Below are 23,705 nucleotides of genomic sequence, written 5' to 3' on the forward strand. Positions count from 1 at the left end.
CCACCTCGAGGTGGCGCACACCACCCCGCGGCGCGCACTGGTCCTCATGGCCGGGGCGCGTGTTTCTGTTGTGGAGGAAGAAATGGACAACAAAGTACGCCACGTGACCTCTCGCAGACGGACTGACCCGCGAGCAGCCGGCTGCGGGGAAGAATCCAGGACGGTTGTTCGCCCGTTGCGCGCGCTGTTCCAGCACCTCAACCAGCCGGAGCCCTCGCCCTATTGCCCCCAGCGGATCGCAGACCATGCGGCGACCAGCATGCGGGTGATTACCTTGGGCTTGGCCGCGATTGGAGACCTGCTCGCGCAGTCGGCCGTCCAGGTAGAGGAGCGCAGGATTCCCACCGAATCGGTGGAGAGCCTCGGAAGACTCATGGCGGAGCTCGGTGACCTCGCAGCGCTGTGCCACCAGCTGTGCACAGAGCCGTTTGGCCCGACGCTAGGCATCACGATCCAGGAGGAACGGGAGCGATGACCGCGGCGCAACCTACGAGTGTTCGGCAACGCCTGCAGGCGTTTGGCACCAGCTCACTGACCGACGCGGAGCTCGTCGCCGTCCTGCTGCGCACGGGCGATGTCGGCGAGCCGGTGAAGGAGCTCTCCAGCAGGCTAATCGCAGAGGCGGGCGGCCTGGCCGAGCTCCTATGCTGCCACGAGAGCATGGGAAGGAGCGGGCCTGCCAGTCCGAACATCCGGCCAGAGCTGGCCGTGGTGCTGGAACTGGCAAGGAGAGCCGCCGCCCAGCAGCTCGCCGCCCGCGACGTATTCGGCTCACCGGACGCGGTGAAGCACTACCTGCAGTTGCATCTCGCACGGCGGCAGCACGAGGTCTTCGCTGTGCTGTTCCTGGACTCGCAGAACCGGTTAATCAGAATGGAGGAAATGTTCCGGGGGACGCTCACTCAGACAAGCGTATACCCCCGCGAAGTCGTTCTAGCGGCACTGCGAGTACATGCGGGTGCAGTCATCCTCGCACACAACCATCCGAGTGGCACTGTGCAGCCTTCAAGGGCAGACGAAGCGCTGACGCAGACGATCAAGGCTGCCTTGGCGCTGGTGGATGTGCGCGTTCTGGATCACGTCGTCGTGGCTCCAGGGCAGGCGCTGTCGATGGCGGAAAAAGGCTTGATTTGAGCACGAGGGTGGCTTGAGCCACCCTCTGTTGTGTCAGGCGTTTTTTTTTTATTGGCTGTTGCCTCGCGCGCAAAATCAGCAGCGGAAGTTCGTCGAAATGCGCCACACCCAGGTGTGCTCCACGAGCTACCCGCCAAGCGCGAGTGAATTACGCGTATCTCGCGTCAAACCGCCGGAGCCAGGCCGCGCACCAGCCCAGCGCAACTAGCAGCGGCCCCCTACAGTGCGCTGGAGATCTTTGAAGACAGCTGGGCACCCATCGTGCACTCTCCACATCTCCACAATCCGCTGCTTGCGGATCAGCTTCTGCTCGCACCATAACCATGGTGCCCGAACCCATATTGCTTCGTCCGGGCCTTGCACAGGTAGCTCGCGCGGTGAAAGAAGGCTTCAACCGATTCTGGTTCGTCCCGAACAAGCATGTACGACGGGTTTTCGGGGAAGTGCACCAAAGGCTTTGCTTTCTCAACCGTTTCGCCGAGTGCACTGGCCCATGCCTCCCAAACTCGATTTGCCATGTTTCCATGGGGAGCGTGGTAACTGCCCAGCCAATTGAAAACATACCCATTTAGGAACACAACAAAGTGGTAGTGCACTCGATCTAAATCACCCACCTCTCTCACCCAGAAATATCTGACTTTGGTGTGGTGGACGAATGAATTTTTCTTGGCTGCTGCTGCCCTGTTGGATTGAATCTTTGCTTTCAGTGAATCGACGAACTTGGATGCGGGTGAATTGCTCAGTGTATCGCGGCTTGCCGCCATGTGCCTGGGAAAATGGAGATCGAACCTAAATGCAAAGACTCGTCGATATTCTGCTGTTGCCTTTTTTATCACTCCTTCCAGCGCACCAAGGTACTCCGCGATCATGGGGTAGTTGCCATCCATCACCGGCATCGAGTTGTATTCGTCTCCGAAATGCAAATGATGGTTTTTGTTTAAGTTAAATTCGCCGTAATTCATCTCGCGACTCTGACGGTTTGGTTCGGTGCAAAGTGCTCTCCATTTCACGCATCGCATCCAAGCATCGTATTTGTAATCTACTCTCTTGAGTAATTAATACTAATTGATACTAATAATGCTAATAATACTACCAATACCTAGGAAGTTAAGTCGCTGAGTAGCGTTGCCATTGGTTGAAATGTGAATGAGGTACGAGTAAATGCGTGGTGCAATCAGGCGGCGTCTACTCTGGAAAAATGGGAATTCAGGAGCCTCTTGCATTTTTTCGCTCACTCAGCCACTCGTCCACTTCTTCTTTGATCCATCCTACTGAGCGCAGCCCCAACTTCACCGGCTTTGGGAACTGGTTGTTCTTCATGTACAGATAAAGCGTTGACCGGGGCAGGCCCGTCAATTCGCTGACGGCTGGAAGTCTCAAGACACGCATGCTTTGACCTACTTGGTTTGTTCATCCAAAGCATCTGTGCATCCAGTTAAATTTCGCTGGACGCAGTGGTGCTCTGATCGGCTGATCAAACTCGATGAGTTGCAGCATCGGACATTGATCCCCTTTTGCCAGGCTGAGGTCGTGCGTAGACGGTGCCACGGTGGCGTTTGCCGCCGTCTGAAAACGGCCGCATTTCGGCCGATCCGGGTGAATTCGGCGGTGACTGGTCAGGCCCGTGCTAGCCACGACCGTTGTTTCTTCACGTCGTCGCGGTCGTCTGACCTCTGAAGGCCTAGTCTCGGTAACGCAACCTCGTATTAGCAAAGGGCCATGGTGACTAGGTCAATCACGAGGCGCTCAGGAGGCGTCTCCCCACTTCGCCAGCTCTTGCGGGCGGCGGGCTGCTGCACAACGGTTCGCGCTTTCGACGGAAAGACTTCCCCGGCTTCCTCGAGCAGGGCACGCGTCGATGCGCGGCAACTGAGGGTGCTTGCTTAGGTTCAAGATGCACTCTACGATGCTTCTAGGTAACTGCAAGAGAGCTAATAGCGCGGTTCTGCGTTCCTTCTACAATTGCTGTGCTCACGGTCGAGCACCGTGCTCAATCTGATCGGTATTACTGATGGCAATTCAAATCCACGACGAATTTTCCGAGCTATTTGGTACGACGGTTCAGTCAGACCGCCTGGAGTCATTTGTGTGGGCCTGGCTCGCCCAACATGGAGCGTTTACGTCTGCCCGGGACTGGGTGCCAGAGATCTGCAGGGGCATGATCGCGGCGCTTTTGTGGCTAAATCGTGCGGTGGTCGAACAAATCCGGTGCGATTTGTCCAGCCAAATTCCTGAGCGCCATCTGAGCTGGATAAACGGAAGTGACCGTCAGTGGGTATGGATTACTAGGTACGTGACGGGGTCGGTTTTGCGGGCGGGTTCCTTGCTAGATGCACCCCGTCCGCAATACATCTTGCTGGAACCCGATTTCGCAGGAAAGATGCCGCACCATTTAGTCGGCAGAAATCGGAACATTGCGGGAGTCGATTATTGGATCTCCAGATTCTTCTCCGGGCTGGATGCCGCTATTGCGTGCAGCAGCACAATGCGGGCGGCATGGGAAAGCCACACCCGATCAGATTCTGTCTTTGCGTGGTTAGATGATGCCCACGGGGAGCAAAAGCGAGCCTTTTTCTGGCGTTGGCTAGAGAATAGGCATTCGGTGGCCGCGTGGCGCAGTCAATTCCGGACTCATGAAGAGGTTCTGCTCTACTTCGACGAACTCATGCTTCCGTCGTCTGAAATGGAACTTCTCAGCACCAAAGCTCGGACGGCCTGGAACCAATACCTGCGCAGGGAGAACTGCAAGGGCAAGCAGCAATGCAATTTCGTACTATCTGACCAGACCGTAAGAAAACTCAAGATACTTGCAGAGAAGCACGGCCTAACGCGCACCGAAATTGTTGAACTCCTAATCGACTCTGAGGCCAAGAATGAGAGGTATATTTCAGAACGGCTCGAACGAAAGGCGCTCTTGACTACCCCTTTTGATGAGACGCGTTCGCCGCCTGGCCCCCTCAGTAAACCGATGAGTAATGCAGGCGCGTGACCTTCGCGCGGAAATGCTGGCGTTTTTAAAAAAGTAGATGGGACCAGTACCGCTTCGCTGCGTGGATGCGCCGCGCTTTCTCAACGCGGCTACGATTCGTCAAATCTCAAGCGATGCGAGCGCCTTGGCGGCATGGTCCCGAAGAAGGTGACCATAATGTTTCTCGATCATTTGCAGACTGGTGCCTGACAACTGCGCTACGGTCAATGTATCGAGCTTGTGCAGCGCAATGAGGTCGGTAATGGTGCTATGCCGAAGTGCGTACGCGGTGGCTTGGAGTGGCAGATTCGCGGCAGCCACTGCCTCTTTCACTGGACCCTTCCATGCGTCCTTATCCCAGGGCCTGCCGTCTGCTCGGGCGAGCAGCGGCGCTGCGGGCAGCTTATCCTTGCATAGACGCTCGAAGAATGCGGCAGTGGATGCGGGCAACGTGATCTTGCGATCCGCGCCAGCTTTGTCCTTGCCGATCTTCAAGGTGCTCAGGCGGCGATCGAAGCTGCTGACCGTCAACGCGGCCATTGCGCCAGGGCGAAGCGGCACCAGCGACAAGGCGCGCAGGAAAGCCGCCAGATCTGCTGGTGCCGCACCGACAAGGCTGCGCCTTTGGTCTGGGTCAAGGTACACGTCACGCCGCGCGTCCGCATTCTCAACCGGCCTGAGCTTTGCTCGCCAAGCCTGATCTGTGCTGACGTGCCCGTTTTCCATCGCCAGATTCAGCGCTGCGCGGAGCGCCGTCATATCTCTGTTCAGAGTGCTGGAGGAGCGTTTCCGCGTTGCCTGTTTGCTCTTGTCCTGCGGGGTTGCCGGCATGCCGGCAAGGGTCGCGCGCCACTCGGAGACTGCCTTTGGGGTGAGCTTCAGTAGCGTCACTGAACTAAATTTTACCGAGTAGACCCAGCGCTTGAACCGACTGTCTGCGTCCTTCGCCGCGTCCTCGCGGCCTGCGCTGCGCAGGTGGGCGACGTACTCCCGGCAAGCGGCCGCCACGGTCAGCACCTCCGTGCTGCCGCCCCGGGCGAGGTGTCCAAACCACTCCTGCGCAGCTTTGGTCGCGAGGTCGAAGCGTTGGTGTGCGGGATGCTCGGACAAATCGCCCAACGCCTTGTACCGCTGCTTTCCACTGGCCTCGTCAACTGCGCGGGCGATCCAGCTTCCCTCGCCTTCGGCAGTCATCTTGCGCAACCCGAGGTAGCAGCCCTTCGTGACCCGCTGCCAATACGGCTCGCGCCGTGGCTTCAGGCGCTGGCGGGCGGAAACTGTGTCGATTTTAGTGGCCATCGAGTACGGAAAAAATACGGAAAACTTCTCCGTACTTTACTGGACTTCGCAGGACATGCACTCGCCTTTTCGAGAGGGAAACCGGGTCCAGGGAGGTCCAAGAACGTCCACGTTCCTTGCCTTCACACGGCAGGGGTCACATGTTCGATCCATGTATCACCCACCATTGGATTCAAGCAATTGCGCCACCTTCGGGTGGCGTTTTGCTTTGGGCTCGTTCTCCTTAGCCTCTCGGTCGCGCAGGGCGAAGCCCGGAGCGACCGAGAGGCGCCCCGCCGTCCTACGGCGGGTACCGTCCTCCTTGCCGCCTGACCGGCTTTGCGTTTGTCCTTCCGTCGGCAACTCTCGCCGGTGACCTGCACGATGGGCGTGTGGTGCAGCAAGCGATCGAGCGTCGCCGCCGTCAGCGTCTGGTCGTCGGCGATGGGCTCGCCTGCAGGCTCCTCGGCAAGGCAGCGTCAGCTCGAATCACGGCCGCGTTGACGGAATCCGGTCCTCGGCGAAACCATCGATCTGCTTGAGCTTCACGGTGTGCACGTGTTCACGCATCAGCTGCTCCGCCCTTTCGCCGTCACGCAGCAGGATCGCCTCGAACAGGCGATGGTGGTCGTCGTGGCTGCGCCGCAGCCACGCGTAGTCGCCCCAGGGCACGTTGCGCTCCGAGGATCCGGGGACGTTCCGGCACAGCTGAAGCATGTCCTGCAGCATCCGATTGGCCGCGGCTTCCAGGATGGTCTCGTGGATGCGCGCGTTCACGTCGATGAACACGGTGCGCCCCGAGGGCAGCAGGCGGCTCTTCGCGAACAGGCGATCCCCCGCAGCAAGGGCATCGGCGAACACGGAGCGCTGTGCCGCCGACAGGCCATGGCTGGCGGCACCGCGCGCCGCCAGTCCTTCGAGGACGCCCCGCACGTCGAAGACCGATTGCAGCGCCTGCGCATCGATGCCGCGCATGCTGAAGCCCCGGTTCGGCACGTAGTCCAGCAGGCCCTCGGCGGCCAGCCGGTGGAGCGCCGAACGCACGGGCGTGCGCGAGACCGCCAGCATCTCGGAGAGCCACTCCTCGTTCAGCTTTTCCTCGGGGGCGAAGCGTCCTTCCAGCACGGCCTCGCGCAGCCACTCGGTCACGCTCTGGGCGAGCGTCACTGCGGCGGACGGCGCGGCCGGCGCCGCCGGTGCGTGGCCTGTCTTGCGGCTGGCGCTGCCCGGACTGCTCATGCCGGCCATTTTGGATACAAACCCCGGGCTTCTCAAGAACCTCCCGCTGGAAGAGCCCGGCGGACGGTCTTCGGCTTGGATACAAAACCCGTTGACAGTCGGCCGGACCGGGTCCTAAATTGCGACCACCCACCGCGACCCTCCCTTCGCCGATGACCAACGCCCGCGCCGAAGCGACCGCCGACGACAACGCGATCGAGCGGATCACGGAGAACCGCACGCCCCATTTCGAGCCGTACGGGTGGCACCACTGGCCGCACGCGCCCTGGTTTTCCTACCAGTTCCGGCGCGGCCTCGGCGAGACGCAGGAAGGCGGGGGCGCGGTGAGCGAGGTGTTCCAGGCCGCCTCGCGCATCGACCCCGCCAGCGACGAGAGCTGGCACGTGGAATGGAAGCGCATCGCCGACCGCAACTTCGCCCGGGCGCAGGCGGAAGAGGCCGCCGGGCACATCCGCACGGCGATGAACTGCTACCTGCGTGCGGCGGACTACTACCGGCAGGCAGAGTTCTTCCTGCAACCGGACGATCCGCGCCGGCTCCCCACCTTCACGCTGATGGAGCAATCGAGCCACGGCTACCTGCGCCACCTGAATCCTTGCGGCGAGGTCCTGGACATCCCCTACGAAAACGGCGCGACGCTGCCGGCGTATTTCGTGCGCGCGCCCTTTCCGGTGCAGCGCCAGCCGGTGCTGATCTGCATGGGCGGGCTCGACTCGATCAAGGACGAGATGTGGTTCATGCAGGCGCACGGCTGCCTGCAGCGCGGCATCTCCGTGCTGATGATCGACGGCCCCGGGCAGGGCGGGGCGCTGCGCCGGCAAGGGCTGGTCAACCGGCACGACACGGAAGTGCCCATCGGCCGCTGCATCGACTACCTCGAGACGCGCGACGATGTGGACACGGGCCGCATCGCCGTGTGCGGCTCGAGCCTGGGCGGCTACTACGCGGGCCGCGCCGGCTGCTACGAGCCACGGCTCGCCGCCTGCATCTCGCACGGCGCGGTGTTCGCGATCACCGACCTGTGGGGCACGGCCGGCGAGGACCACGGCCTGGCCACGCACATCAAGTGGGTGTTCGGCCGCCCGAGCATGAAGAGCGCGATGGAAAAGGCGCGCGACTTCACCCTCGAGGGCCACCTGGAGCACATGCGCTGCCCGTACCTGGTGATGCACGGCGGCCACGACGTTCTCACCGTGTCGCAGGCGCGCAAGGTCTACGACTACGGCATTTCCAAGGGTGTGGACTGCACCTTGCGGCTGCTCGACGCGGAGGAGACCGGCGCCGAGCACTGCCAGCACGACAACCCCACCATCGGCCAGGAGATCCTGTCCGACTGGCTGGCCGACCGCTTCGGCATCGACCAGCGCGCGCTGCTGCAGACGTCCCGCAACCCCCTTCTCTGAAGCAGGAAGCCCCATGAATTTCGGCGTCGACAAGGTGAGGGCAGCGGTGGTCGGCATCGACCTGCACCGCGGGCATCTCGACATAGCCGTGGCCACCATGCCGGCGTCGCCCGAAGTTGCCAGGCGCGTCGTCGCTGCCAATCGCGCCCTGTTCGACTGGGCGCGCACGCAGGCGATCCCGGTGATCCACTGCATCACGCAGTACCGGGATGGCGAGGAGATCCGGCTCAACGCGTTCTGGCGCACGCGGGCCGAGGACCCGGACAACCCGCGCAGGAACGTGATGCGCCACAACCTGATCGGCATGCCCGGCGGCGAGGTGATGCCGGGCCTGCAGGACGCGCGCGACTGGGTCGTCGACACGAAGAAGCGCTACAACTGTTTCGTCGCGACCGACCTCGAACTGCTGCTGCGCTCGCACGGCATCAACACCCTCATCGTCACGGGCGTCAACACCAACAGCTGCATCCTCTCCACCGTCACCGCGGCGTGTTCGATGGACTATGCCGTCATCGTGCCCAGTGACTGCGTCGACACGATGGACGCGCCCGCACTGCACGATGCGGCGCTGCTGTGCATCCGCACCGCCTTCGGCTTCGTCATGAGCTCGCAGGAAGTGATGGCGCTGCCCGAGCTGCGGGCCGCCTGAGGCAAGCGCGCGATGCCCGCTGCCGGCAGCTTCCCGATCGGCCCGGATGACCTGGCGCACAGCCCGGGGCACGCGGGGCAGCCGGATCCCCCGGCGGTGACTGCAGCCGTCGACCCGACCTGAGGGAGTTGCCATGGCCATGACCCCGCGCGAGCGCACCGAGTTTTCCGCCATCGTGGACCGCCCGCCGCTGAAGCTGCCCGGCGGCGCCAAGGTGATCGTCTGGACCATCGTCAACCTGGAAGTCTGGGACATCGCACGCCCGATGGCGCGCCAGGTGCTGCCCGCGCCCACGGGCGTCCCCCTGCTGCCGGACGTGCCGAACTGGGCCTGGCACGAATACGGCATGCGCGTGGGCTTCTGGCGCTTCAAGAAGCTGTATGACGGCCTGGGCATCCGGCCGACGCTGTCGATCAACGCGCGGGTCACGGTGGACTATCCCCGCGTGGCGCAGGCCTGCGCGGACGCCGGCTGGGAATTCATGGGCCATGCCTACGAGCAGATGCCGATCCACAAGGTCGAAGACCAGCAGGCGATGATCGAGCGCTCGCTGGACACGCTGGAGAAGTTCACCGGCAAGCGGCCCGTCGGCTGGCTCGGCCCCGGCCTGACCCAGACCTGCGAGACGCCCGACCTGCTGGCCGCCGCCGGGGTGAAGTACATCGGCGACTACCCCTACGACGACGAGCCCACCGAGATCCGCACCGGGCATGGTCCGCTGGTGACGCTGCCCTACACGGTGGAAAACAACGACATCCCGATGATGATCGTGCAGCACCACGAGGCGGCGTACTGGACGCGCAAATGCTGCGACACCTTCGACCGCTACTACCAGGAAGCGGCCGAGCGGCCCAAGATCATGGCCATCGCCATCCATCCGTACATCAGCGGCCAGCCGTTCCGCATCGGCTACCTGGAAAAGGTCTACGAGCACATCAACCGCCACAGCGGCGTGCTGCACTGGAACGGCGAGCAGATCCTGGAGTGGTACCAGGCGGGCAGGGCGCAGCCCGGGGGACGCGCTTGAACACGCGCCGCGAGGGCGCGCATCGCTTTGTCAAGCCCGGGGACACCATGGTGGCGGCGGTCCCCGGTGCCGGCACATTTCGGCTTATCCCGTGAGGTAGATCCATGCGTCCGCACGAGCGACTGAGCTATTCACCCATCACCCAGCGTCCGCGCCTGGTCCTGCCGGACGGCGCGCGCATGGTGGTGTGGGTGATCGTGAACGTCGAGGAATGGGACATCGACCAGCCCATGCCGCGGACGGTGCTCACGCCGCCGGCGGGCGGCCAGCCCTCGCCCGACATCCCGAACTGGGCCTGGCACGAGTACGGCAATCGGGTCGGCTTCTGGCGCATGCTGGAGGTGTTCGACCAGTTCGACATCCCCGCCGTGCTGGCCGTCAACGGCAGCTGCTTCGCCACCTACCCGCAGATCGCCGAGGCCGCGAAGGCGCGCGGGTGGGAATTCCTGGGGCATGGCTTCATCCAGAAGAACATGCAGAAGGTGGAGGACGAGGCCGAGGCGATCCGCCTGACCACCGAAGCGATCCGTGCGTTCAGCGGCAAGCCGCCGCGCGGCTGGCTCGGCCCGGGCCTCACCGAGACCTGGCACACGCCGGACCTGCTGCAGGAAGCGGGCTACGACTACGTGTGCGACTGGGTGCTGGACGACCAGCCGGTGGAACTGAAGACGCGCAGCGGCCGCACCATCGCCAACGTGCCGTACACGCAGGAGTGCAACGACGTGGCGATGATGCTGATCCAGCACCACACGGCCCGTGAGTACCACGACCGCGCGCTGGACCAGTTCGAGCAGCTGTACGAGGACTCGCGGGAATCGGCGCGGGTGATGGCGCTGGTCGTGCACCCCTACATCATGGGCGCGCCGCACCGGCTCAAGTGGTTCCGCAAGGTCTTCGAGCGCCTGAGTTCGCGCAAGGACGTCCTGTTCTGGAGCGGCGCGCAGATCCTGGACTGGTACCGGAGCGAACAGGCGCGGCACGCCGCCGGTGCAGAAGGGGCCGGTGCTGGGCGCTGATGTCGCTGCTGCAGTTCCTCAACGGCCTCACCTTCGCGGCCCTGCTGTTCCTGGTGGCGAGCGGGTTCACGCTGATCTTCGGCCTGATGCGCATCGTCAACCTCGCGCACGGCGCGATGTACCTGATGGGGGGCTACGTGGCGTATGCGGCAGCGTCCGCCTCCGGCAGCTTCATCCTGGGGCTGCTGGCGGCGGTGCTCGCGGTGGCGGCGCTGGGGCTCGCCGAACAGGGCCTGCTGCGCTTCGTGGGCGGCAATGAACTGCGCCAGGTGCTGCTCACGCTGGGCCTTGCGCTGATGCTGAACGACGCGGCGCTGGTCATCTTCGGCGGCGACACCTTCAGCGTGCCCATGCCCGAGGCCTTGCAGGGCGCGGCCAGCTTCCTGGGCATGTTCTATCCGCGCTATCGCCTCTTCGTGCTGGCCGCAGGGGTGGTCGTCCTGCTGACCCTCTGGCTGGTGATGAACCACACCCGGCTGGGCGCGCTCATTCGCGCCGGCGTGGACGACGCGGAGACGGTGCAGGCGATGGGCATCGACATCCGCAAGGTCTTCGTCGCCACGTTCATGCTCGGCATGGCCCTCGCCGGCATCGCCGGTGCACTGGGCGGAGCCTTCCTGTCCCTCTATCCCACGGCCGATTCCGAGATCCTGGTCTACAGCCTGGCGGTGGTGATCATCGGCGGCCGCGGCAGCCTGGCCGGGGCCGTGGTCGGAAGCCTGGCGGTGGCGATGCTTTCCACCTATGGGCAGGTGTTCTTCCCCGAGCTCAGCTACTTCGTCATCTTCGGCCCGATGGCGTTGCTGCTGGCCTTCCGGCCCCTCGGGCTGTTCGGGCGGGCGACATGACGGCAGCGACCCGAACCGATGGCCTGCCCGTGCCGGCCACCACCCGACCCCATCGGCGGGCCGGGTGGACGGCGCTGGTCGTGGCGGCGCTCGCGCTGGTGCCCTTCGTGCTGCCCGGCTACTTCACGAGCCTGGCCACCCTGATGCTCATCTACGCCTTGCTGGCCATGTCGGTCGACCTGCTGGCTGGCTATGCGGGGCGGACGTCCCTGTGCCACGGCGCCATCTTCGGCACCGCGACCTACGTCGTGATGTACGTGACCACCACGCAGTCCGGCAATCCGTGGCTGGCCGCGGTGCTGGGCCTGCTGGCGGCGATCGCGGTCGGAGCCGTGTTCGCTGCGCTGGCGGTGCGCACCACCGGCGTGTATTTCCTGTTGCTCACGCTGGCGCTGGGCATGGTCGTGTGGGGTGTGTGCCAGCGCTGGACCTCCGTCTCGGGCGGCGAGAACGGCCTGCGGGGCGTGTCGCGGCCGGCGTTGCTGGCCGATGCGGCGGTGTTCTACTGGTTCGTGCTCGTCGTGGGCGCGCTCGCCACGCTGGCGATGTGGCGGCTGGTCTGCTCCCCGTTCGGCCTGGCGCTCAAGGGCATCCGCGAAAGCGAGTCGCGCATGCGCAGCGTGGGCTACCACACCACCTGGCACCTGTTCCTCGGCTTCGTGTTCTCGGCCGCGATGGCCGGACTCGCGGGCGTGCTGTACGCCTGGTTCAACAGCTTCGTCAGTCCGTCGACGGTGGCGCTGGCCCAGTCGGTCAAGGGGCTGCTGATGGTAATCGTCGGCGGCGTGGGCACCCTGTTCGGCGGCATCGTCGGCTCCATCCTGATCGTCGTGCTCGAGAACGTGGCCAGTTCCTTCACCGAACGCTGGTCGATGGTGCTCGGTGCGCTGTTCGTCCTGACCATGATCTTTGCGCCGGAAGGCATCGTGGGCAAGCTGCGCTCGCATGCCGGCCGGCGCGCAGAGCCGTGATTGCCGTCCCCGCCTCATCCCATCCACAGGAGAACCCCATGGACCGCAGGACCTTCGTCAATTCCTCCAGCGCACTGGCCGGACTGGCCGCTTTCGGCGCGTTCATCCCGGTCCGCGCGCAAGGCAGCGGCCCGATCAGGATCGGCCTGCTCACGCCCCTCACTGGCGTGGTCGCTTCCGGCGGCAAGGAGATCGCGGAAGGCTTCAACCTGTACTGGGAGCAGGTCGGCAAGAAGATCGGCAACCGCCCCGTCGAGATCTTCATCGAAGACGACGGTTCCAACCCCGACATCGCGCTGCAGAAGGCACGCAAGCTGACGGAGCAGACCAAGGTCGATTTCCTGGTGGGCGACCTGCTGGCCAACACCGGCCTGGCGGTGGCCGAGTACGCCAAGGGCAACGGCATCCCCTACTTCATCCCGGTCATCGCCGCCGACGACCTGACGCAGCGCAAGCGCATCCCCAACGTGATCCGCGTCGCCGGCTACAGCGCCAGCCAGATGCCGCGCCCGCTGGCCGACTACGCGTTCAAGAAGATGGGCCTGCGCAAGGTGGTCACGATCTCGCAGGACTACACCTTCGGCCACGAGCAGTGCGGCGGCTTCGCGCAGGTCTTCACGGAGCTGGGAGGCACCATCGTCGCGCAGCACTGGCACCCGCTCAACACGCAGGACTTCAGCCCCTACATCGCGCAGATCCAGTCCGCCGCGCCCGACGGGGTGTTCGCCATGGAGACGGGAGCCGACGCGACGCGCTTCATCCAGCAATGGACCAACTTCGGCCTGAAGGGGAAGTTGAAGCTGCTGGGCGCCATGAACGCCACCGACCAGTCCGTCATCCGCACGCTCGGCGCGGAAGCCGAGGGCATCCTCTCCGCGGCGCATTTCGCCGAAGGCAGCGAGGCGGCGGCCACCAGGAAATTCGTCGCGGACTACGAGGCGGCGTACAAGAAGCTGCCCTCCATCTACGGGTTTTCGCACTACTCCGCGGCCATGTGGCTGGCCGAGGCGATCAAGCGCGTCAACGGCAACGTGGAGGACCGTCCCAAGCTCCTGGCCGCCGTGCGCGGCACGGTCCTGAGCAACTCGCCGCTGGGTCACGAGGTGCGGCTGGACGAGTACGGCAACCCCGTGTACGACGTCTACATCCGCAACGTGGTGAAGCGCCCGGACGGCAAGTACTGGAACGTGCCGATCGAGACGTACAGGAACGTCTCGCAGTTCTGGACCTACAAGGTCGACGACTACCTCAAGCAGCCGCCTTACTCGCGCACGTTCCAGGGCATCAAGAAGACCTGAGGGGAGGCACCGGTGTCCGCGACCGCCGCGCCGCTGCTCGACGTCCGGGCCGTCAGCATCCATTTCGGCGCGCTGAGGGCCGTGGACGCCGTGTCGCTGCGACTGGCGGCCGGCGAACGCGTCGCCATCCTCGGGCCCAACGGCGCGGGCAAGACCACGCTGTTCAATGCCATCACCGGCACGATCCGCGCCACCCGCGGCCAGGTGCTGTTCGAGGGCGCCGACATCACGCGCGCGCCACCCAACGCGCGCGCACACCGCGGCATCGCCCGCACCTTCCAGATCACCAACCTGTTCTTCGGGCTGAGCGTCGAGGAAAACCTCCTGCTGGCGCTGCGCGGGCTGCTGCGAAGCCGCTTCGCCGTCTGGCGCGACGGCCGCGCGCTGGGCGCCGAGCACGAGGTGGTGGACTCCGCGCTGGAACGATGCCACCTGCACACCAAGCGCCATTTGCTCGTGAGGGAGCTGTCGTATGGCGAGCAGCGCCAGCTGGAACTGGCGATGTCGCTGACCAGCTCGCCGCGGCTGCTGCTGCTGGACGAACCGGCGGCGGGCCTGTCCCCGGCCGAGCGGGTGGTGATGGCGCAGGTGATTCGCGGGCTGCAGGGCAGCGTGGCGCTGGTGCTGATCGAGCACGACATCGACCTGGCGCTGGGCATGGTGGACCGCGTCGTGTGCATGGCGCAAGGCGCGGTGCTGGTCGAAGGCAAGCCGGACGAGATCCGGGGCAACGAGAAGGTGCAGGAGATCTATCTTGGGCGGCGGCGCCGTGCTTGACATCCAGGAACTGTCGGCGGCGTACGGCCAGGCCCGCGTCCTGCACGCGGTGTCGATGCAGGTGCGCCCGGGCGAGATCGTCGCCCTGCTGGGGCGCAACGGGATGGGCAAGACTTCGCTGGTGCGCTCGGTGATGGGCCTGGGAACGCCGCGCGTGCAGGCCGGCACGGTCCGCATGGAGGGGCGCGACCTGGTGGGCCTGCCTGCGCACCGCATCGCCAGGCAGCGCATCGGCTATGTCCCGCAGGGCCGGCGGGTGTTCCAGTCGCTGACCGTGCTGGAACACCTGGAGATGCTGGCTCGGGGCCAGCCGGGGGCATGGAGCGTGTCCCGGGTGTTCCAGGCCTTCCCGCGGCTGCAGGAACGCCAGGGCCACCGCGGCAGCCAGCTTTCCGGCGGCGAGCGACAGATGCTCGCCATCGGGCGGGCGCTGATGACCGGTCCGCGCATCCTGCTGATGGACGAACCCACGGAAGGCCTGGCACCGGTGATGGTCGAGGCGGTCGAAGCCATCCTGCGCAGCTTGCGCGAAGAGGGATTGGGCATCCTGCTGGTGGAGCAGAACCTGTACAGCGCCCTGTCCGTGGCGGACCGGGTCATCCTGCTGGAGACGGGGCAGGTGGTCTGGAACGGGACGCCGGCCGAACTGGAGGCGCAGCAGGACCTGCTGGAGCGCTACCTCGGGGTGCACTGAGCACGCGAGGCTTGGCACGCGAAATCGAAACGATCCCCTCTCCTCGCGCGGCGGCGCCAGCGTGGCGTGGCATTTGCCAATGCGGTGCGGTTGTCAAGACGCCTCAGACGGTCCGGCGCGTCATCATCTCCCGGATCTTGCCGATCGCCATCGCAGGGTTCAGTCCCTTCGGGCACACGTTGGTGCAATTCATGATCGTCCGGCAGCGGTACAGCCGATAAGGGTCCTGCAGGTTGTCCAGGCGCTCCTCGCTTGCGTGATCGCGGCTGTCGGCCAGGAAGCGGTAGGCCCACAGCAGGCCTGCCGGTCCGACGAACTTGTCCGGGTTCCACCAGAAACTCGGACACTGCGTACTGCAGCAAGCGCAGAGGATGCACTCGTACAGGCCATCGAGTTCGTCGCGGGCCTCGATGCTTTGCAGGCGCTCCTTTTCGGGCGGCGGCTCGTCGTTGACCAGGTACGGCTTGATCGAGTGGTATTGCCGGAAGAATTGCGTCATGTCGACGATCAGATCGCGAATCACGGGCAGGCCGGGCAGCGGCTTCAGCACGATCGGGTCCGGCAGGGTGCGCAGGTTGGTGAGGCATGCGAGGCCGTTCCAGCCGTTGATGTTCATGCCGTCGGAACCGCAGATCCCTTCGCGGCAGGAGCGCCGGAACGCGATGGTCGGATCCAGCGCCTTGAGCTTGATGAGCCCGTCCAGCAGCATGCGCTCGTCGCCGCTCAGCGGCACGTCGAACGTCTGCATGTGCGGTCGATCATCGCTCTCCGGATCGTACCGGTAGACGCTGAAGCGCCGGATGCGTGGACCGGTCGGCGCAGCTGAAGCGGTCATTCGATCCTCCTGTGCGGAGGCCGCCAGTGTACCGAGCGTCGGAAGGTCAAGTCTGGGGACGCCGCGACGGACTCTGCGGCTGTTGAAGGATGTCATTCAGGCATCCGGCAGCGTTCCGGCAAGACCCCTCGCGGCGAATGGCCGGTGCTTGCCTAATAATCGCAGCCCGTTCACTCCAGGGGCACCTCATGCATCGAATCCCTTCAGCGAAGAGCATGGCGCAGGCGGTGGTGCTCGCGGGAGGAACCGCCGCCCTGGTCGCGGCGCTTGCAGCCACCCCGATGGGGCACATCCGCGGGACCATCGTCTCCGCGACGGCCGACCAGGTGACGGTGCGGACCAGCGAAGGAACCGAGAGCGTCGCCATCGACTCGACCACGCGCATCGCCGGCGTCGTGCCGAGCAGCCGTGACCAGATCAAGGCCGGCACCTTCGTCGGCATTGCGAACCTTCCCGGCAAGGCTGCGTCCACGGCGATGGAAGTAGTCGTCTTCCCGGATTCGATGAAGGGCACGGGCCTCGGCGACTACCCATGGGACCTGGCACCGAAGTCTGCCTCCGCGGGCGGCAAGGCATCGGCCATGACGAACGGGACGGTGACCACGGCTGCGGCCGGGGCCGCGAAGAGTTCCGCGATGACGAACGGCACGGTGAAAAGCGCTTCCAAGTCGGGCAGCCTGATGCTGGCGGTGGACTACGGCAAGGGCGAGAAGAAGATCCAGGTCCCGGCCGGCGTGCCCGTCGTCGGCATCGTGCCCGGGGACGCCAGCAAGCTGGTGGCCGGTGCGCACGTGTTCGTCGCGACGAAGAAGGACGCGCCGAAGACCGCAGGGTTCATCGCCGTCGGCATCGACGGAGCCGTCCCGCCCATGTGAGGGGCCGGGCCTCGCTGCATGGGCGAACTGATCTACCGGCACCGGCTGCCGGTGCGCATCCTGCATTGGGTGAACGTGGTCTGCCTCGTCATCCTGCTCATGAGCGGGCTGCAGATCTTCAACGCCCATCCTGCCCTCTACTGGAGCGAGGATTCGCGCGCGAGCACCAGGGTGCTGGAGATCACCCAGAAGCAGGTGGACGGGCAATCGCGCGGCGTCACGCGCGTCGGCCCGTTCGAGTTCGACACGGACGGCGTCCTGGGCAACTCGCGCGGCGCGGAGGGCATGCAGCCGCGGGCCTTCCCGGCTTGGATCACCATTCCCGGACCGCAGTGGCTGGCCATGGGCCGCCTGTGGCACTTCTTCTTCGCCTGGCTGTTCGTCGCCAATGGCCTGGCGTACATCCTCTGGACGCTGTTCAGCGGGCACCTGCGCCAGGACCTGCTTCCCACCCGCAGCGAGTGGCACGGCATCGGCCGCTCGCTGCGCGACCACCTCCTGCTGCGCCACCCTCGCGGAGAGGAAGCACGGCGCTACAACGTGCTGCAGAACATCGCCTACCTCGGCATCGTGTTCGGCGTGCTGCCCTTGCTCGTTCTCGGTGGCTGGGCGATGTCGCCGATGATGGATGCCTTCGTGCCGGGCTGGGTGGACTGGCTGGGTGGGCGGCAGGCCGCGCGCACGCTGCACTTCATCGCTGCGATGCTGCTGGTCGCCTTCGTTGCGGTGCATCTCTTCGAAGTCGTGGTCACCGGGCTGGTGAACAACCTGCGCTCGATGATCACCGGCCACTGGAGGCTGCCGGAATGAAGAACCCCAGGCCCTTCCTCGAGCAGCGCCGCGAACGCCGCGGCTTGCTGCGCGCCGGGCTCGCGGCCGCCGCGGCATCGAGCGGGCTGGCGGGCTGCGATGCGTTGAGCAGCAACGAGACCGCCGTCGCCGTGCTGCGCAGCGCGGAGCGCTTGTCCTATGGCGCGCAGCGGGCGCTCGGCCGGCGCGCCATGGCGCAGGAATTCTCGCCCGCCGACATCGCCCCGGTATTCCGCCCCAACGGAACCACCATGCCGCTGGGAGACGGCTACGCGGCGATGCTCGCCAACGGCTTCGCCGACTGGCGGCTGACCATCGACGGGCTGGTGGCGAAACCGCTGGAACTCTCGCTCGCGCAATTGCAGGCCATGCCCACCCGCACGCAGGTCACCCGGCACGATTGCGTGGAGGGCTGGAGCTGCATCGGCCAATGGAAGGGCGTGCGCCTGTCGCATGTGCTGAACCTGGCGCAGCTGAAGCCCGGCGCGAAGTACGTGGTCTTCCACTGCCTCGACCAGATGGAGGAAGACGACGAGCGCTCGCTCTACTACGGAAGCGTGGACCTCGACGACGCGTTCCACGAACAGACGCTCCTGGCGTGGGAGCTCAATGGCAAGCCGTTGCCGGTGGAGAACGGTGCGCCGCTGCGCGCCAGGATCGAAAGGCAGCTGGGCTACAAGCAGCCCAAGTACCTGCGGCGGGTGCAGGTGGTCGCGGGCTTCGGCGACATCGGTGCGGGCAAGGGCGGGTATTGGGAAGACCGAGGGTACAACTGGTACGGCGGCATCTAGGCAATGCCCACGGTCCGCACAAGGCCGGCAGCGATCAGCACGAGGCCGAGGGCGCGTCCGAGCATCTCGCCTCGCGGGGCCGCCTTCTCGATGGCCACCGCCAGGGACAGCGCGGTGATCCAGGCGATGTTCATCACGCCACCCACGAACAGCAGCAGCATCAACGCCCAGCAGCAGCCGGTGCACACGATGCCATGACGAACGCCCATGGCGAACGCACCGGCAGTGCCCGGCCTCCATCGGCGATCACGAATCCGAGCGGTGAACGGCATTGCGCCAGGCACATCCGCTTCAAGGGCGAAAACTGGTAGGCGCCGGCGATGACGAGCAAGCTGGCGCTGAGCGTCATCGACTGGCTGACGATCATCGGGTCGACCCAGTCGAGCCTTTGCAGGACCCACTGCAGGACGGTGGCCGCGGCCCCGTAGACACTCCACACGAGGAGGTAGGCCGCGACGAAGGCCCGGGCGCGCCCGACGGCCGCCTGCTGCACGTTCACGCGCACGAAGGTGAGCACCATCGGCAGCGCCGACGGCAGCATCATGGTGGCCATCATGATCGTCCACATCGCGAACAGTGCCGCGACGTTCGCCGTGGACCAGTCCGAATCGCCCGGCATCGTGAGTTGCACGACCGGGTTTCCCATGTCCACCACCATCCAGGCGAGCAGCCCCCAGCCGGCCAGGCTCAGGCCCACGACGAGGCCGGCACCGGCAGTCCTGGAAGCTTCCTTGCGCATGGGAAGTGAACGATCCGCGGGCAGCGGGCGCATGTCAACTGCGCCTTGAAATCCATGCCTCGCAGGACTATCCTGCCGTCTCGCCGACATCCTCAGGAGGGTTCGCCATGGCCTGGCAGATCCGGGGTGAATACATGGAGACGTGCAACTGCGCGTTCCTCTGTCCCTGCATCGTGACGAACCTGCAGGGCCAACCCACCGAGGGAGACTGCAAGGCCGCCCTCGCCATGCACATCGACGAGGGCAGCATGGATGGCGTGTCGCTCGATGGCGTCGACTTCATCGCCATCCTCCAGTCCAAGGGGCCCATGGGTGCGGGCGACATGACGGTCGGCCTGGTCGTCGATGCCGCGGCGAGCGATGCGCAGGTCCAAGCCATCACCGCCATTGCGAGCGGAGCGGCTGGCGGTCCCTTGGCCATGATGGCGCCCCTGGTCGGCCGGTTCGCCGGCGTCGAGCGGGCGAGCGTCTCCATCCGCGGCGAAGGCGGGAAGTGGAGCGCCCGGGCCGGCGAACTCATCGACCAGGCGTGCGAAGGCGTCCTGAACATGGAAGGCCGGCCGCTCGTGCTGGACAACGCGTCCCACCCGGTCAGTTCGCGCATCGCGCTGGCCAGGGCGGCGCGCAGCATGTTCAAGGTCTTCGGCATCGAGTGGAAGGACGAGACCGGAACGCGCAACGCGCACTACGCGCCGTTCTCATGGGCGGGATAGGCACGTCTGCATCACGCGCCCCTGCGCCCGTGCATCCACTGCGGCGCGTGCCGGTTCATGTGAGGGGAAGTGCGCTCGCGTAACAGAGTCTTTCTACGGCTCACCGGCTCCGCATCCGCTTCCGCTCTGCCGGACCGCTGCGGCAACATTCCATGCATTCACACGTGCCATCGGGCAGGATGCCGCTCGCGCGGCTGATGCCGACGCGCCCGACGGCCAGCAGGCCTTTGTCGAGCGCAAGTTCGAAGAAGCCCCAGGCGTGCGCTCCATTGGCGCGCAGGCGCATGCCGGCCTCGTATTCCACGTGCCGCGCTTCCTGCTGGAAATGGTGCGGCAGCAGGAACATCCCCTGCGACCAGAGCACGCGGCTGTTCAAACTCATTTCGACGCGGCCATGGCCGCCTCCACCGAAAGCTGGTCCGCCTTGATCACGAGCGTGTGCATCCGCCCGGGCTGCACCGCGACGATGCTGCGCCAGCGCGCGTGCTCCACGTCGCGGAAGGCCGCCACCACGCCGAGGAAGCGCGTCTCCTGCGCCAGGGTCTTGGCGAACTTCTTCGATTCGCCGGGCGCGAGCACGAATTCCTCCTTCGCCAGCAGGTCGGCGCCGAGCTCCGCCTTGTCGCGCTGGTAGAGCGACATGAAGTCGGCGCTGTTGAAGGCCGCGGCCGTCTTGAGCTCGTACACGCGCAGCAGCAGGGGCGAGGGCCGCTGGCTGGTGCTCGGGTTGACCTGCTCGGAGGCCTGCAGCGTGCCGGCCACCTGCGTCGGCTTGGGCGCGCTGGCGCAGGCCACCAGCGCCAGCGCCACGAGCACCGCGGCCGCGTGCGAGGGAGCGAGGATCTTCACGTGCGGTTCTCCCGTTGCCTGCGGGCAGGATAGTCACTGGCCGGCCGTGCGCCTCGTGACTTAGGTAATCGGCGCGGCGTTCCCCCTCGTCGCGGCAGGGGCGCGCGAGCTCGTGCGCGCGCTGCGCACCTAAACTGCGTGGATGGACGCTGCACCGTGGCTGGCCTGGTCTTGCGCGGCATTGGCCTGCTGCGCGCTGCCCGCGTCTGCGCAGGAGGAGGCGGCGCCGCTGGGCGCCTGCGTCGCCGCGCTGCGCAAGGAACTGCCGGCCCACCGCGATGTCTCGCCGCAGACCTTCGACAGCTACACCCGCGAGGCCGAGGACCTGCGGCCGGTGATCGAGAACGCGACGCGGGCCCAGCCCGAATTCCAGATCCCGATCTGGGATTACCTGGCCCGCCGCGTCGACGCGCAGCGCATCGACGACGGCCGCGCGCTGCTGCAGCAGGAGACGACGGCGCTCGAGGCCATCGCGCAGCGCCACGGCGTGGAGCCGGCCGTGGCCGTGGCGGTGTTCGGCATCGAGACGGACTACGGGCGCGTGGCCGGCCGGTATCCGGTGGTGTCGGCCACGCTGAGCCGCGCCTGCCTCAACCTCGGCAGCCGCGAGCGCAAGCAGCACTTCTTCGACGCGCTGTGGCTGCTGCAGCAGGGCGTGGTGCGGGCCGAGGACTTCACCGGTTCCTGGGCCGGCGCCTTCGGCATGACGCAGTTCATGCCTGGCACCTTCCGGCAGCACATGGCGGACGGCGACGGATCGGGCACGGCGGACATCGTGCACAGCGTGCCCGATGCCCTCGCCACCACGGCACGCTACCTGCGCAGCATGGGCTGGACGGCGGGGCGGCGCTGGGGCGTGGAGGTTCGCGTGCCCCCCGGCCTCGCGGCCTTCAATGCGCAGGAGGGCGACCATGCCTGCCTCGCGCAGGCGAAGCCGGCCGGCAGGTGCCGCAGCGCGCGCGCGTGGAGCGAAGCGGGCGTGACCCGCGCGGACGGCTCGCCGCTGGTGCAGCCCGATCCGAGTGCCGGCCTGTCCGATGCGGAAACCGTGTCGGCCCTGATCCTGCCCGCCGGCGCGCAGGGGCCGGCGTGGCTGGTCACGCCGAACTACCAGGCCATCTGGCGCTACAACCGCGCCGACACCTACGCGCTGGCCATCGGCCTGCTGTCCGATGCCTTGCGCGGCTTGCCGCCGCAGCAGGCCGCGTGGCCGACCGACGACCCGGGGCTGGCGCGCATCGCGTTCCGCGAGCTGCAGCAACTGCTGCTGGACCGCGGCCATTGCGAGGTGCGGGTGGATGGTTCCGAAGGGCCGCGCACGGGCGCCGCCATCCGCGCCGAGGAAGCCAGGCTCGGCTGGCCGGAGACCGGCCGCGCCGGCAGCAAGCTGCTGGCCGCCTTGCGCGGGGAGCGGCCGGAGCCGGTCGCCTGCGTCAGCGCCGAACGCTGAGCGCGGGCTTGCCGCTCTCCGGGCAGCGCGGCGCCCGCGCGCGGGGCGCGACGATTCAGGATCGGCTCCCCGAGCACGCGTCGTACTCGGGATCGGCGAGCCGAAGCAGGTGCGCCCGAACATCCTCGGGCCAGCGTTGAATGCGCCCTCGGAAGGCTTCGACATCGGCTGCGAACAGCGAGCGCGCAGCTTCCTCGAAGCCCGGCCTGTCCCCGGCCAGGGCCACCATCACCTTGTAGCTGCGTTCCTGGGCGCGGCGCATGCGCTCGCGTGCCGACCCGGTCCGGCGAGCTTCCTGCACCAGCCTGCGCAGCACGACGGAGGCGCCACCTGGCTGCGCGGCGAGCCACTCCCACTGGTCCGGCAGCAAGGTGACCTCACGGGCGACCACGCCCAGGCGTGGACGGCCGCGTCCGCGCGCGGGCTCCGCTTGCGTGGCCGGCGCGGCCCGGTACCTGGCGCGCACCTGCTCGTCCGTCCCGCGCAGGTCGAGTTCCACCTGGCTGCCGGTCGCGTCGCTGAAGACGAGCACCGGCTGGGCGGAGTCGCGTCGGATCGCCGCTGCCGCAGCGACATCCTCGAGGGCGCCGGAAGCAAGCTGCCGGGGACCGTCGAAGACGGTATAGGTCTGATCAGGATCGTGTTCCATGGGCGAATAATACCCGGGTGAAAAAGCGAAGTCCATAGTACCCGGGTAGAAAAGGGCCGCATGCTGTCGCATGCTCGCCGCGCAAATGAGCCTCACGCCATGGGGGTTGTCACCGATGCGGCAGCGGGACTCTCTAACGGAGTGAGAGAGCGCCGGAATGAAGGGTCGTTCCGCCTCCCTCGCCATAGGAGTTGCCATGAAATCCCCGTTCGCGATCGTGATCTGCACCGCCCTGTCCATGCCCGTGCTCGCCCAGCAGGCCGAAGCCATGAAGCACGCCAACCCGCAGGCGGAGGCCGCGGCCCAGGCGCGCGTGGAGGCCAGGGCGCACATTCCGCCCAAGGTGACGATCCAACCGGAGGCCCAGCGATCGTTCAACGCCCGTGCGGCAGCGGTCGCCGAAACCCGCAAGGCGCAGCGGCTGCTCAGTCCCAGGCACCCCGCGAACCAGAGCCGCGCGTTGCTGGACTCCCGCAAACTCTGATCGGAGGCGCGTGAATCTCAGCCGCGTCGTGCAGGCCGCCTGCAGCGGGCCGCTGGATGGCCAACGCGCGTTTCACGTTCCATGGTGTCAGGCGACACCAGAAACTGACCCCTTGACGACACGAGGAATTGACCCCCTTCGTGCAAGGAGGTCAGCGTGGAAGAGCTACTTAGGCAAAGTGTCTGGTCCGAGGAACTGCCGAGGGGCC

General features: G+C 66.0%; 26 protein-coding genes and 2 pseudogenes. 18 read left to right on the forward strand and 10 right to left on the reverse strand.

The window, feature by feature from the left end:
- The first annotated feature begins 82 nt into the window (after nucleotides 1-82).
- Nucleotides 83-475, forward strand: a complete 393-nt coding sequence (locus JI746_RS22905) for a hypothetical protein (RefSeq protein ID WP_201692607.1) — start codon at nucleotides 83-85, stop codon at nucleotides 473-475.
- Nucleotides 472-1,134, forward strand: a complete 663-nt coding sequence (radC, locus tag JI746_RS22910; RefSeq protein ID WP_201692608.1) for a RadC family protein — start codon at nucleotides 472-474, stop codon at nucleotides 1,132-1,134. The genes JI746_RS22905 and radC overlap by 4 nt, the downstream gene beginning before the upstream one ends.
- Before the next feature lie 299 nt (nucleotides 1,135-1,433).
- On the opposite strand, the gene JI746_RS22915 is transcribed toward radC, so the two are convergent.
- Nucleotides 1,434-2,096 (reverse strand): inovirus Gp2 family protein, encoded by a 663-nt coding sequence (locus JI746_RS22915; protein ID WP_201692609.1) that lies wholly within the window; start codon nucleotides 2,094-2,096, stop codon nucleotides 1,434-1,436.
- 244 nt (nucleotides 2,097-2,340) lie between these two features.
- The gene (locus tag JI746_RS22920; protein ID WP_201692610.1) at nucleotides 2,341-2,523 is read right to left on the reverse strand and encodes a helix-turn-helix transcriptional regulator; all 183 of its coding nucleotides are present in this window, start codon (nucleotides 2,521-2,523) and stop codon (nucleotides 2,341-2,343) included.
- A gap of 622 nt (nucleotides 2,524-3,145) precedes the next feature.
- On the opposite strand from JI746_RS22920, the gene JI746_RS22925 reads away from it, so the two are divergent.
- Nucleotides 3,146-4,123, forward strand: coding sequence for a hypothetical protein (locus JI746_RS22925; protein WP_201692611.1), 978 nt, complete (start codon nucleotides 3,146-3,148; stop codon nucleotides 4,121-4,123).
- 99 nt (nucleotides 4,124-4,222) lie between these two features.
- Here the strand turns inward: JI746_RS22925 and JI746_RS22930 are convergent, their stop codons facing one another.
- From JI746_RS22930 to JI746_RS22935, 3 genes and pseudogenes are all read right to left on the reverse strand, one after another.
- A complete protein-coding gene (locus tag JI746_RS22930) occupies nucleotides 4,223-5,401 on the reverse strand; it encodes a tyrosine-type recombinase/integrase (protein WP_201692612.1) in 1,179 nt (392 codons plus the stop codon).
- A gap of 311 nt (nucleotides 5,402-5,712) precedes the next feature.
- Nucleotides 5,713-5,823: pseudogene (locus tag JI746_RS27865) on the reverse strand (ATP-binding protein); the annotation flags it as partial.
- 46 nt (nucleotides 5,824-5,869) lie between these two features.
- Complete coding sequence (locus JI746_RS22935) at nucleotides 5,870-6,619, reverse strand: GntR family transcriptional regulator (protein ID WP_201692613.1); 750 nt, start codon at nucleotides 6,617-6,619, stop codon at nucleotides 5,870-5,872.
- A 152-nt stretch (nucleotides 6,620-6,771) separates the two neighbouring features.
- On the opposite strand from JI746_RS22935, the gene JI746_RS22940 reads away from it, so the two are divergent.
- The 9 genes from JI746_RS22940 to JI746_RS22980 all read left to right on the forward strand — a co-directional run bounded on the left by JI746_RS22940 (nucleotide 6,772) and on the right by JI746_RS22980 (nucleotide 15,302).
- Nucleotides 6,772-8,022, forward strand: coding sequence for an alpha/beta hydrolase family protein (locus JI746_RS22940; protein ID WP_201692614.1), 1,251 nt, complete (start codon nucleotides 6,772-6,774; stop codon nucleotides 8,020-8,022).
- 13 nt (nucleotides 8,023-8,035) lie between these two features.
- Complete coding sequence (locus tag JI746_RS22945; protein ID WP_201692615.1) at nucleotides 8,036-8,671, forward strand: cysteine hydrolase family protein; 636 nt, start codon at nucleotides 8,036-8,038, stop codon at nucleotides 8,669-8,671.
- 133 nt (nucleotides 8,672-8,804) lie between these two features.
- Nucleotides 8,805-9,698, forward strand: coding sequence for a polysaccharide deacetylase family protein (locus tag JI746_RS22950; RefSeq protein WP_201692616.1), 894 nt, complete (start codon nucleotides 8,805-8,807; stop codon nucleotides 9,696-9,698).
- Between the two features lie 104 nt (nucleotides 9,699-9,802).
- Complete coding sequence (locus JI746_RS22955; protein ID WP_201692617.1) at nucleotides 9,803-10,714, forward strand: polysaccharide deacetylase family protein; 912 nt, start codon at nucleotides 9,803-9,805, stop codon at nucleotides 10,712-10,714.
- Nucleotides 10,714-11,562, forward strand: a complete 849-nt coding sequence (locus tag JI746_RS22960) for a branched-chain amino acid ABC transporter permease (RefSeq protein ID WP_201692618.1) — start codon at nucleotides 10,714-10,716, stop codon at nucleotides 11,560-11,562. Before JI746_RS22955 ends, JI746_RS22960 begins: the two co-directional genes overlap by 1 nt.
- The gene (locus JI746_RS22965) at nucleotides 11,559-12,533 is read left to right on the forward strand and encodes a branched-chain amino acid ABC transporter permease (RefSeq protein ID WP_201692619.1); all 975 of its coding nucleotides are present in this window, start codon (nucleotides 11,559-11,561) and stop codon (nucleotides 12,531-12,533) included. The genes JI746_RS22960 and JI746_RS22965 overlap by 4 nt, the downstream gene beginning before the upstream one ends.
- A gap of 38 nt (nucleotides 12,534-12,571) precedes the next feature.
- Nucleotides 12,572-13,831 carry an ABC transporter substrate-binding protein gene (locus JI746_RS22970; protein WP_201692620.1) on the forward strand — a complete coding sequence of 420 codons (1,260 nt, stop codon included), beginning with the start codon at nucleotides 12,572-12,574 and terminating at the stop codon, nucleotides 13,829-13,831.
- Nucleotides 13,832-13,843: 12 nt separating this feature from the next.
- Nucleotides 13,844-14,608, forward strand: a complete 765-nt coding sequence (locus JI746_RS22975; RefSeq protein WP_201692633.1) for an ABC transporter ATP-binding protein — start codon at nucleotides 13,844-13,846, stop codon at nucleotides 14,606-14,608.
- Nucleotides 14,601-15,302: an ABC transporter ATP-binding protein gene (locus JI746_RS22980; RefSeq protein WP_330893060.1), complete on the forward strand. Its 702-nt coding sequence runs from the start codon at nucleotides 14,601-14,603 to the stop codon at nucleotides 15,300-15,302. The genes JI746_RS22975 and JI746_RS22980 overlap by 8 nt, the downstream gene beginning before the upstream one ends.
- Before the next feature lie 103 nt (nucleotides 15,303-15,405).
- On the opposite strand, the gene JI746_RS22985 is transcribed toward JI746_RS22980, so the two are convergent.
- Nucleotides 15,406-16,137 carry a succinate dehydrogenase iron-sulfur subunit gene (locus JI746_RS22985; protein ID WP_236600067.1) on the reverse strand — a complete coding sequence of 244 codons (732 nt, stop codon included), beginning with the start codon at nucleotides 16,135-16,137 and terminating at the stop codon, nucleotides 15,406-15,408.
- A gap of 215 nt (nucleotides 16,138-16,352) precedes the next feature.
- Here JI746_RS22985 and JI746_RS22990 point away from each other — a divergent pair, with 215 nt between their 5' ends.
- From JI746_RS22990 to JI746_RS23000, 3 genes are read left to right on the forward strand one after another with little or no spacing between them, the layout of a single operon-like run.
- Entirely contained in the window at nucleotides 16,353-17,012 is a 660-nt protein-coding gene (locus JI746_RS22990) for a hypothetical protein (RefSeq protein ID WP_236600050.1), read from the forward strand.
- Between the two features lie 18 nt (nucleotides 17,013-17,030).
- On the forward strand, nucleotides 17,031-17,822 hold the full coding sequence (locus JI746_RS22995; RefSeq protein ID WP_236600051.1) for a cytochrome b/b6 domain-containing protein: 792 nt from the start codon (nucleotides 17,031-17,033) through the stop codon (nucleotides 17,820-17,822).
- A complete protein-coding gene (locus JI746_RS23000; RefSeq protein ID WP_201692622.1) occupies nucleotides 17,819-18,613 on the forward strand; it encodes a molybdopterin-binding protein in 795 nt (264 codons plus the stop codon). The genes JI746_RS22995 and JI746_RS23000 overlap by 4 nt, the downstream gene beginning before the upstream one ends.
- On the opposite strand, the pseudogene JI746_RS23005 reads toward JI746_RS23000, so the two are convergent.
- Nucleotides 18,610-19,442: pseudogene (locus tag JI746_RS23005) on the reverse strand (DUF2182 domain-containing protein). The gene JI746_RS23000 and the pseudogene JI746_RS23005 sit on opposite strands and share 4 nt — an antisense overlap.
- Before the next feature lie 17 nt (nucleotides 19,443-19,459).
- Between JI746_RS23005 and JI746_RS23010 the strand changes: the two are divergent.
- A complete protein-coding gene (locus JI746_RS23010) occupies nucleotides 19,460-20,065 on the forward strand; it encodes a DUF1326 domain-containing protein (RefSeq protein ID WP_201692623.1) in 606 nt (201 codons plus the stop codon).
- Nucleotides 20,066-20,165: 100 nt separating this feature from the next.
- Here the strand turns inward: JI746_RS23010 and tssK are convergent, their stop codons facing one another.
- Together tssK and tssJ are read right to left on the reverse strand one after the other, a co-directional pair.
- Nucleotides 20,166-20,441, reverse strand: a complete 276-nt coding sequence (tssK, locus tag JI746_RS23015) for a type VI secretion system baseplate subunit TssK (protein WP_201692624.1) — start codon at nucleotides 20,439-20,441, stop codon at nucleotides 20,166-20,168.
- Between the two features lie 2 nt (nucleotides 20,442-20,443).
- Nucleotides 20,444-20,914 (reverse strand): type VI secretion system lipoprotein TssJ, encoded by a 471-nt coding sequence (tssJ, locus tag JI746_RS23020; RefSeq protein WP_201692625.1) that lies wholly within the window; start codon nucleotides 20,912-20,914, stop codon nucleotides 20,444-20,446.
- 142 nt (nucleotides 20,915-21,056) lie between these two features.
- Between tssJ and JI746_RS23025 the strand changes: the two genes are divergently transcribed.
- On the forward strand, nucleotides 21,057-22,364 hold the full coding sequence (locus tag JI746_RS23025) for a lytic murein transglycosylase (protein WP_201692626.1): 1,308 nt from the start codon (nucleotides 21,057-21,059) through the stop codon (nucleotides 22,362-22,364).
- Between the two features lie 55 nt (nucleotides 22,365-22,419).
- Here the strand turns inward: JI746_RS23025 and JI746_RS23030 are convergent, their stop codons facing one another.
- Entirely contained in the window at nucleotides 22,420-23,013 is a 594-nt protein-coding gene (locus JI746_RS23030) for a DUF2239 family protein (protein ID WP_201692627.1), read from the reverse strand.
- 196 nt (nucleotides 23,014-23,209) lie between these two features.
- Between JI746_RS23030 and JI746_RS23035 the strand changes: the two genes are divergently transcribed.
- Nucleotides 23,210-23,497 carry a hypothetical protein gene (locus tag JI746_RS23035; RefSeq protein ID WP_201692628.1) on the forward strand — a complete coding sequence of 96 codons (288 nt, stop codon included), beginning with the start codon at nucleotides 23,210-23,212 and terminating at the stop codon, nucleotides 23,495-23,497.
- Nucleotides 23,498-23,705 lie beyond the last annotated feature (208 nt).

It is taken from the genome of Ramlibacter alkalitolerans, from assembly GCF_016722765.1.
In the GTDB taxonomy this organism is placed as follows: Bacteria; Pseudomonadota; Gammaproteobacteria; order Burkholderiales; family Burkholderiaceae_C; genus Ramlibacter; species Ramlibacter alkalitolerans.